Origin of the sequence: Streptomyces sp. NPDC058964 (assembly GCF_042741275.1) — a bacterium.
Taxonomy (GTDB): Bacteria; Actinomycetota; Actinomycetes; order Streptomycetales; family Streptomycetaceae; genus Streptomyces.
In genome coordinates this window covers 1-9330 of the sequence record NZ_JBHYKH010000294.1, presented here as the reverse complement: position 1 = coordinate 9330, position 9330 = coordinate 1, and the positions used below count along the sequence as shown (strand labels likewise).

The window sequence follows — 9330 nt, the reverse complement described above, 5'->3', positions numbered from 1 at the left end:
CCGGCCGGCCCGGTGGTTCCCGCGGGCGCCGGGGGGGCGCGGGGGGAGCCCCGCCCCGCGGGGGCGGGGCCCCCCCGCCCCTGCCCGGAGGCCTTCGTGGCCGACTGCCGCCACCCGCCACGACCTAGCGGGCATGACTAAAGTTTGGTTGGACAGTCCAGACTGATAAACCTATTGTTATTAGTTGTGGATGTGGAGAAGACCGCAGGTCACAGCTCTTCCGGTGAGTGTCCGGACGCCGCACCGCTCGCCGCCGCCCTGCGCCTGGCGGTCGCGCGGATCACCCGTCGGCTGCGTCAGGCACACGCCGTGGGCGATGTGTCGCTGTCCGGCGTGTCCGTACTGGCCCGGCTCGCCGGTGCCGGGCCGGGCACGCCGGGCTCGCTCGCGGAACTGGAGCGCGTCCGACCGCAGGCGATGGCCAGCACTCTCGCCGGTCTCGAACAGCGCGGCCTCGTGCGGCGCGCTCCGCACGCCACGGACGGACGGCGCGCCATCGTGTCGATCACGGAGGAGGGCCGGATCATGCTGGAGGAACGCCGCTGCGAGTCCGTCGGCCGGCTCGCACACGCCCTGGAAGACCTCACCCCTCGGGAGCGGCGCGTGCTCCAGGACGCCCTGCCCCTGCTCGACCGGCTGGCGGAACTGCTGTGAGCCGCCGCTCCGCCGAACGCGGCGGGCCACTCCCCCGGCTCGCCCGCCCCGACGACTCGCCGCCGGGACCCGGGTACAAGTGGGTCGCTCTGTCCAACACCACGCTCGGCGTCCTGATCGCCACGATGGACGCGTCCATCGTGATCATCTCTCTGCCGGCGATCTTCCGCGGAATCGGCCTCGATCCCCTCGCACCGGGCAACATCGGCTACCTGCTGTGGATGATCCTGGGTTACCTGCTGGTGTCGGCGGTGCTCGTCGTCGTCCTCGGCCGGCTCGGAGACATGTTCGGCCGGGTACGGATCTACAACCTCGGCTTCCTCGTCTTCGCCTGCGCGTCGGTCGCGTTGTCCCTCGACCCGTTCCGTGCCGCCGCCGGGGCCATGTGGCTGATCCTGTGGCGCATCGTGCAGGCCTTCGGCGGCTCCATGCTCACCGCCAACTCGGCCGCCATACTCACCGACGCCTTCCCCGCCCGGCAGCGCGGAATGGCTCTGGGCGTCAACCAGATCACCGCGCTCGCAGGGCAGTTCCTCGGCCTGCTCGCCGGGGGTCTGCTCGCCGCCGTCGACTGGCGGGCGGTGTTCTGGGTGAGCGTGCCGATCAGCGTCACCGGGACCGTCTGGTCCTGGCTGAGCCTGCGCGAGACGGCATCCGGCCGACGCGGACGGATCGACTGGTTCGGCAACATCACCTTCGCCGCCGGTGCCGGGATCCTGCTCGCCGGCATCACCTACGGGATCCAGCCCTACGGCGACAGCGCGACCGGTTGGGGCAACCCGTGGGTGCTCGCGGGCCTGTCGGGCGGTGTCTTCCTGCTCCTGCTGTTCTGCTTCGTCGAGACCCGCATCGCCGAGCCCATGTTCCGGCTGTCCCTGTTCAAGGTGCGGGCGTTCGCCGCGGGCAACGTGGCGGCGCTGCTCACCGCGATCGCACGCGGCGGCCTGCAGTTCATGCTCATCATCTGGTTGCAGGGCATCTGGCTGCCGCTGCACGGTTACGACTTCGAGGACACCCCGCTGTGGGCCGGCATCTTCATGCTCCCGCTGACCCTGGGATTCCTGATCGCCGGACCCGTGTCCGGCACCCTCTCCGACCGCTTCGGCGCCCGGCTGTTCTCGACGACGGGCCTGCTGGTGGTCGCACTCTCGTTCCTGGGCCTGCTGGCACTGCCCGTGAACTTCGACTACGGCGTGTTCGCCGCGCTGCTGCTGCTGAACGGACTCGGCCAGGGCATGTTCTCCGCGCCCAACACGTCGTCGATCATGGGCAGTGTGCCGGCCGAGTACCGGGGCGTGGCCTCGGGGATGCGCTCCACCTTCCAGAACTCCGGCACCGCCCTGTCCATCGGCGTGTTCTTCTCCCTGATGGTCTCGGGGCTGGCCTCGTCACTGCCCTCGGCGCTCGGCGACGGCCTGCGGGCGCACGGTGTGCCGGCCGCCACGGCCGACCGGGCCGCGTCGCTGCCACCGGTCAGCACGCTGTTCGCGACGTTCCTCGGCAACAACCCCATCAGCCACCTGCTCGACTCCACCGGCTCGCCGACTCGGTTGTCCTCGGCGCAGCGCGAAGCGCTGACGGGTCACAGCTTCTTCCCCCAGCTCGTCTCGGGTCCCTTCCACCACGGCCTGACGATCGTCTTCGGCGTCGCCACCGCTATGGCCCTCGTGTCAGCGCTCGCCTCGGCTCTGCGGGGCCGGCACGAACTTCCCGAAGACCGAACCCCGAAGGGCGCCCCCACGACCGGTGCCGGCGTGGCACGCTCGCCCGGCGACGGGCCCACGGCGCAAGCCGGCCGCCCGGCCCGGTAGCGGCCGAACACACCACAGCCGGCGAACCATTCACCCGGACTCAATCGTCCGTACGCGAACGCCTCTTGCGGCCCATCGAGTGGTCTCCCAGCCTCGCGGCGCCTTCATGTCCCCTTCCCGGAAGGCGACTTGACGCATGCGCCACCCGCTACCGCGCACGGCGGGACCTGGACTTCCGCCTGGCCCCAACACCCCGCACACATCGGGCGACAGCCGGGGGGTGACCTGCCGAAGTGAGGCGATGCCCTCGGCGCCCTTCCGCGTCGAGGGCATCATGTCCAGCCCGGGTCGGTGCCGGCTCCGCTCCCTCAGTGCATGGCCTTGGTGCAGGTGACCGTGGTCATTCCGTTGCCCGTCCTGACGACCCACTTGCTCCCGGTGAGCCCGCCGAGATCGAACCTTCCCGACTTGTCCGTGGAGACGGTGCCCGAAGAGGAACCCGAGTAGGTCACCTTCGTGCCGCCTGGGAACCCCATACCCCAAAGGTGGTACTTGCCGTTCGACTCTGTTTCGACATGGCAGACCGCGGTCGGCGAAGCCTTGGGGGCGACGGGGGCAGAGGCATGTGCGGCAACCGCGGGGCCCACCGCGAGGGCGGGGGTGGCCAGGAGCGTGAGTGCTGCGCGACGACGAGTCCGGTTCATCATTCAACCTGCCTTGGGCGCTACCGATGCGGCCGGTGGGACGTGACGGCTCCATCACCCGCGGCGGCGGTCGCACAGAACACCGAGGGCGGAAATCCCCGCTCCGTCACGCCGTGCAGATGTCACCCCCACGTGGACCATGCATCGCGTAGATCTTCCATGGCGTTTCGTGGGGTCCGAGATCTCCCCCAATCGTATCGTCCGGCTTGTCGCGCAGCATCTCGCGGAACCGAGTCGGGTGGGACAACCGGCGTACCCTGACGGCTGTTGCGAACGACGGAGGCGGAGCATGAGTGTGGCGGTGTTCGCCCTCGGGGGCACCATATCGGTGTCGGGGCGTGCCAAGGGGGAACGGCTGACCGGTGCCGAAATCACCTCCGCGGTGCCGGGGCTCGATGAGTCCGGGGTGCTGCTGGACGTACGGGACGCCCATGCCGTGCCGAGCGGGAGCCTGACGTTCGCCCAGATCCTCGAAGTCGTCCGGGACGCCTCGCGGGCCGTGGCGGAGGGAGCGGCCGGCATCGTCGTCACGCAGGGCACGGACACGCTGGAGGAGACCGCGTTCGTCGTCGACCTGGTCTGGCCGCATGACGCACCGTTCTTACGCCCGCGCGCTCTGCGACCCCCGGCCTGGGCGGGCGCCGAGGCCCCGCCCTACGTGCTCCCGGCCTTCCGGGTCGCCGGGTCGCGCGGGGTTGGTGGTCGGGGCGCGGTGGTGCCATTCAACGACGAGGTGCACGCGGCACGGTGGGTCCGCAAGTCCCACAGTACGAGCACGGCGACCTTCGTGTCACCGAACGCCGGTCCGGTGGGGCACGTCGTGGAGGGCAGGGTGCGTGTCCTGGCCGCGCCACGGCGTCGTGGGCTCCGGCCGGCCGCATTCGACGCGGAGCGGCTCGACGCCGCACGCGTCGCCCTGCACTGCGTCACGCTCGACGACGACGGCTCTCAGCTGACGGGGCTGGCCGAGACACACCAGGGCCTGGTGGTCGCGGGATTCGGGGTCGGACACGTGCCCGCCCGCCTCTCGCCCTTGCTGGGCGCGCTGGCCGAGTGCATTCCCGTCGTCCTGACCTCCCGCACGGGCAGTGGCCCGGTCCTGCGGCACACCTACCACCAGCCGGGCTCGGAGACGGACCTGCAGGAGCGCGGCCTGATCAATGGCGGGCTGCTCGATCCGTACAAGGCCAGGGTGCTGCTCCGGCTGCTGCTCGCGGCAGGTGCGGATCGCGACGAGGTGGCCGCGGCATTCGCCGAGCACGGTTAGCCGATGGCCGCCGGGCCGGGGGGCCTGCCCGGGCGGGCCGGGGGCCGCTGCCCCGCCGCCCCCAACCCCCGGGACGCAAGGGGGGGGGGCGCGCCCCCCCCCGCGCCCAGGACGGGGCACGCGACCCGCTCGGCCCGTACCCTCGGTCAGGAACGCGGTGAGGGCCTCCGACACCGCGTCGGGCTCCTCGACCTGCGGGTAGTGCCCGACGGGGACAGGCTCGGCGAGTTCGACGACGCGGGCGGCGGTGAGACGGGCCCGGATCCGCTCGAGGACGTGCGCGCCACTGATGGGATCGGCGGGGCCCCACACGAACAGCGTCGGTCCCGGGTACTCCTGCAGGGCCCCCGCCCACCGGGCGGCATGCTGCTTGCGTTCGTCGATGTACCGCAGCAGCCGGTGTGCCAGCAGATGGCCGTCCTCGTGCGCGACGCTCTCCCACATGGCGTGCAGGTCCTCGTCCGCCACCGGCCGGGCGAGGACCTGGCGCATGGACGAGGTGAACCGGCGTTCCGTCATGGCGTGCACGAGCACGGCTCCGGCACGGCTGTGCAACAGGCGCTGCCGGGCGATGGGCCGGTGCAGATCCGGATACAGCCCGCCGTTCAGCCAGGCCATACGACTGACACGAGCGAAGTCGCGCGCCAGCAGTTCCTGGCCCACGCTCACGCCGTAGTCGTGCGCCACCAGCGCTGTTGAGCCGATGCCCAGGGCCTGCCAGACGCCTTCCACGAGCTCGGCCTGCTCCACGACGGAGTACACGTGATCACGCGGCTTGTCACTGGTCCCGAAGCCGAGGAGATCGAGCGTGAGCACACGGCAGCCATGCGCGGCCAGGCGCGGAACGACGGCGGACCAGTCGTGCGACGAGGTGGGAAACCCGTGGACCAGCGTGACCGGCAGTCCGTCGGCCGGACCGTCCTGACGCACGAACAGCTCGAAGCTCCGCGTACGTGTCTGCACGCGCATCCGCTCGCCACCGGCGACCCATTCGCCGATGTCGGACAAAACCCCCGCCATGACAGCTCCTTCAGGCATCGAGGCAGGCAACTACGACCGACACTCAATATCAAAGCCCGTCGAGCACCGGGCACACCGGGCACCGGTACCAAAGACGGCCGGCGCCGGCGGGTCCCAGGTCCGGTCAGCTGCCGACGTAGGCCGCGAGGTGCTCGCCGGTGACGGTGGAGCGGGCGGTGACGAGGTCGGCGGGCGTGCCCTCGAAGACGATCCGGCCTCCGTCGTGACCGGCGCCGGGGCCGAGGTCGATGATCCAGTCGGCGTGCGCCATGACCGCCTGGTGGTGCTCGATGACGATGACCGACTTGCCGGAGTCGACCAATCGGTCGAGCAGGCCCAGCAGCTGCTCGACGTCGGCGAGGTGGAGACCGGTGGTCGGCTCGTCGAGGACGTAGACACCGCCCTTGTCGGCCATGTGGGTCGCAAGCTTGAGCCGCTGTCGTTCTCCGCCGGACAGCGTGGTGAGCGGCTGGCCGAGGGTGAGGTAGCCGAGCCCGACGTCGGCGAGCCGGTCCAGGATGCGGTGCGCGGCCGGGGTGTGTGCCTCGCCGGCACCGAAGAACTCCTCGGCCTCGCTCACCGACATGGCGAGCACCTCGCTGATGTCGCGGCCGCCGAGGTGGTACTCCAGCACCGAGGCCTGATACCGCTTCCCCTCGCAGTCCTCGCAGGTGGTGGCGACGCCGGCCATCATCGCGAGGTCCGTGTAGATGACCCCGGCGCCGTTGCAGGTGGGGCAGGCACCCTCGGAGTTGGCGCTGAACAGCGCCGGCTTGACGCCATTGGCCGACGCGAAGGCCTTGCGGATCGGTTCCAGAAGTCCGGTGTACGTCGCCGGGTTGCTGCGCCGGGAGCCCCGGATGGGCGTCTGGTCGACCGACACCACACCCTCGGAGGCGGGGACCGACCCGTGGATCAGGGAGCTCTTGCCCGAGCCGGCGACGCCCGTGACCACACAGAGCACCCCGAGTGGGACGTCGACGTCGACGCCCTGCAGGTTGTGGGTCGTCGCGCCCCGGATCTCAAGTGCTCCGGTCGGCTTGCGCACCTGCTCCTTGAGGGAGGCCCGGTCGTCGAAGTGGCGCCCGGTGATGGTGCCGGCGGTGCGCAGCCCCGCGACGGAACCCTCGAAGCAGACGGTGCCACCCGCCGTGCCCGCGCCGGGGCCGAGGTCGACGATGTGGTCGGCGATGGCGATCACCTCGGGCTTGTGCTCCACGACGAGCACCGTGTTGCCCTTGTCCCGCAGCCGCAGCAACAGGTCGTTCATCCGCTGGATGTCGTGGGGGTGCAGGCCCACGGTGGGCTCGTCGAAGACGTACGTGGTGTCGGTGAGGGAGGAGCCGAGGTGGCGGATCATCTTCACGCGCTGTGCCTCGCCGCCCGAGAGCGTGCCCGACGGCCGGTCCAGCGAGAGATAGCCGAGGCCGATCTCCACGAACGACTCGAGAGACTCCCGGAGTGACGCGAGCAGCGGAGCCACCGACGGCTCGCCGAGGCCGCGGACCCACTCGGCCAGGTCGCTGATCTGCATCGCGCAGGCGTCCGCGATGCTGATCCCGTTGATCTTCGACGACCGGGCCGCCTCGGTGAGCCGGGTGCCGTCGCAGTCGGGGCAGTCCATGAAGGTCACCGCGCGCTCCACGAACGCCCGGATGTGCGGCTGCATCGACTCCTTGTCCTTGGCGAGCATCGACTTCTGGACCCGCGGGACCAGGCCCTCGTAGGTCATGTTGATGCCCGCGATCTTCATCCGGGTCGCTTCGAGGTACAGGAAGGAGTGGAGCTCCTTCTTGGTGTACTTGCGGATCGGCTTGTCCGGGTCGACCAGGCCCGATTCGGTGTACAGCCGGTAGTTCCAGCCGCCGGACTTGTAGCCGGGGATGGTGAGTGCGCCCTCGTTGAGCGACTTGGAGTCGTCGTAGAGCTGGGTGAGGTCGATGTCGGTGACCGCACCCCGGCCCTCGCAGCGCGGGCACATGCCGCCGGTGATGCTGAAGGATCGGCGCTCCTTCACCTTCTGTCCGGCGCGCTCCACGGTGACCGCGCCGGCGCCGCTGATCGAGGCGACGTTGAAGGAGAACGCCTTGGGCGAGCCGATGTGCGGCTTGCCGAGCCGGCTGAAGAGGATGCGCAGCATGGCGTTGGCGTCGGTGGCGGTGCCGACGGTGGAGCGGGGGTCGGCGCCCATCCGCTGCTGGTCCACGATGATCGCGGTGGTCAGGCCGTCGAGGACGTCGACCTCGGGTCGCGCCAGTGTCGGCATGAAGCCCTGCACGAAGGCGCTGTAGGTCTCATTGATCAGTCGCTGCGACTCGGCGGCGATGGTGTCGAACACGAGTGAGCTCTTGCCGGAGCCGGAGACGCCGGTGAACACCGTCAGCCGGCGCTTCGGGATCTCGATGCTGACGTCCTTGAGATTGTTCTCACGCGCTCCGTGCACGCGGATCAGATCGTGGCTGTCGGCTACGTGCGGCACGGACGACTGCGTGTCCGTCCTCGTGGCCTTGCTCATCGTGTCTCCATCTGTCGGGCAGGGCCGCCGTCGCGGGCCCCCGTCGTTGTCGCCTGGCTCGTTCCGGCCGGCTGCGAGCAGCACGTCTGTTCTTCGCCGTCGGCGCGGCGGCGGCAGGGTACCCACGCTACGTGCGACCGAGGGGCCGGCGCTTCTCCATTCCTGATCGTCCACGTACCGGGACGGGGTCAGTGCCGGGCGAACTGGACCCCGGTCGGCTGCACGGCGTTCGGCCTGATCGCGACGCCGTCGGCCACGAGCCGTTGTCCGAAGATGTCGGTGACCCTGATGGCGCTCCCGCACCCCGCACCGGTCTCGGAGAGGAAGTAGTTGTAGTCGGTGCGGGGCAGCTCGCGCCAGCCGTCCGCGGCGCGGACCTCCAGCCGGGCCACCGGGTTCCGGTGGCCGATCACCTGGATGCCGCACCAGTACCGGCTGGACCCGGTCTTGTACCGGATCGACATCGGGCCTCGGCCGGCGGGGCTCACCAGCTTCCAGGTGATCGGGATCCGGCCCTTCGTGGGATCGGCGAGCTTCGCGAAGGCCTGGGCGCTGAGGTCGATCTGCCCAGGCCGGCACTCCCCCGGGCACTCGTTGGTGATCCGGACGGTGACGGAGGCCCCGTCGGCCGCGCGGACGGACACGAACGCACCGCAGGCCTTGGCCGACTCGTAGTCGGCGGAGTTCATCGCGCCGGTCAGGACGTCGTCGCTCCGGTCGTACAGGCAGGCGCCTGTGCCATCGGAGTCGTAGAAGGTGGCGACGCCTTCGTAGGTTCGCCCGGGCCGTATGCGTCCCGCCGGTGGGGCGCTGCCGGTCGCTCCCCGCGGTGGGTCCGCCGCCGACGGCTTCGCCGCTGTGGTGGCAGTGCCGGGCGATGCCGTCCGCGGGGTACGCCCGGCCGACGGCGTTGCCTGCGCGGTGGTGGCGCTGTGGGAGGGGGTCGGCGTCCCGCCGGTGTGCGGGACGCTCGCCGGGCCTTCGGCGACCGGCGTGGCCGCGGCGCGCCCCGCGTCCGCCTTGCCGTCGGGGAACAGCAGGGCCAGGGCGGCCACGATGACCGCCGCAGCCGCGGACATCAAGAGCCACCGCCTGCGCAACGGACCTCCCTGACGGCCTCTGCCCGAGGCAGTGGCGGATGAGGCGGCGATCGTGTCAGACCCGGGAAGACGGCGGCAACCCCGGAGCCGGGCATCCCGACGAGGGCGACCGGGTCGTCGGCGAAGGTGTCCCCAGGATCGGCAAGTTGACGTGGCGTCGCGTATCGAACCCGGCGAAGTCCGTGTACCCCGCCTCTTCTTCCGTCGAAGGCCCGCCCCGCCCGAACGCCGCCCACGGACGGGGCCGTGGTGCAACGCCTGACGGGGTGAACGCCCCGAGCGGTTCGGCATCGGGGACCTCCGTCGCCCTGATCCGGAG

The 9330-nt window shown here is 70.8% G+C and carries 6 protein-coding genes and 1 pseudogene; 3 read left to right on the top strand and 4 right to left on the bottom strand.

All coding sequences use genetic code 11. From position 1 onward, the window contains the following. Window positions 1-192 precede the first annotated feature (192 nt). Both ACFW2E_RS29640 and ACFW2E_RS29635 read left to right on the top strand, forming a co-directional pair. The gene (locus ACFW2E_RS29640; RefSeq protein ID WP_384470141.1) at window positions 193-654 is read left to right on the top strand and encodes a MarR family winged helix-turn-helix transcriptional regulator; all 462 of its coding nucleotides are present in this window, start codon (window positions 193-195) and stop codon (window positions 652-654) included. A gap of 125 nt (window positions 655-779) precedes the next feature. After that, window positions 780-2465: an MFS transporter gene (locus tag ACFW2E_RS29635; RefSeq protein ID WP_384470145.1), complete on the top strand. Its 1686-nt coding sequence runs from the start codon at window positions 780-782 to the stop codon at window positions 2463-2465. A gap of 308 nt (window positions 2466-2773) precedes the next feature. Here ACFW2E_RS29635 and ACFW2E_RS29630 read toward each other — a convergent pair whose 3' ends face one another. Then, on the bottom strand, window positions 2774-2941 hold the full coding sequence (locus tag ACFW2E_RS29630) for a hypothetical protein (RefSeq protein ID WP_384470140.1): 168 nt from the start codon (window positions 2939-2941) through the stop codon (window positions 2774-2776). Window positions 2942-3398: 457 nt separating this feature from the next. Here ACFW2E_RS29630 and ACFW2E_RS29625 point away from each other — a divergent pair, with 457 nt between their 5' ends. Further along, the gene (locus tag ACFW2E_RS29625) at window positions 3399-4376 is read left to right on the top strand and encodes an asparaginase domain-containing protein (RefSeq protein ID WP_384470139.1); all 978 of its coding nucleotides are present in this window, start codon (window positions 3399-3401) and stop codon (window positions 4374-4376) included. A 222-nt stretch (window positions 4377-4598) separates the two neighbouring features. On the opposite strand, the pseudogene ACFW2E_RS29620 reads toward ACFW2E_RS29625, so the two are convergent. From ACFW2E_RS29620 to ACFW2E_RS29610, 3 genes and pseudogenes are all read right to left on the bottom strand, one after another. Then, window positions 4599-5345 (bottom strand): annotated as a pseudogene (locus tag ACFW2E_RS29620) (alpha/beta fold hydrolase); the annotation flags it as partial. A gap of 175 nt (window positions 5346-5520) precedes the next feature. Then, complete coding sequence (locus tag ACFW2E_RS29615; RefSeq protein WP_384470138.1) at window positions 5521-7911, bottom strand: ATP-binding cassette domain-containing protein; 2391 nt, start codon at window positions 7909-7911, stop codon at window positions 5521-5523. A 188-nt stretch (window positions 7912-8099) separates the two neighbouring features. Then, entirely contained in the window at window positions 8100-8990 is an 891-nt protein-coding gene (locus ACFW2E_RS29610; protein ID WP_384470137.1) for an expansin EXLX1 family cellulose-binding protein, read from the bottom strand. Window positions 8991-9330 lie beyond the last annotated feature (340 nt).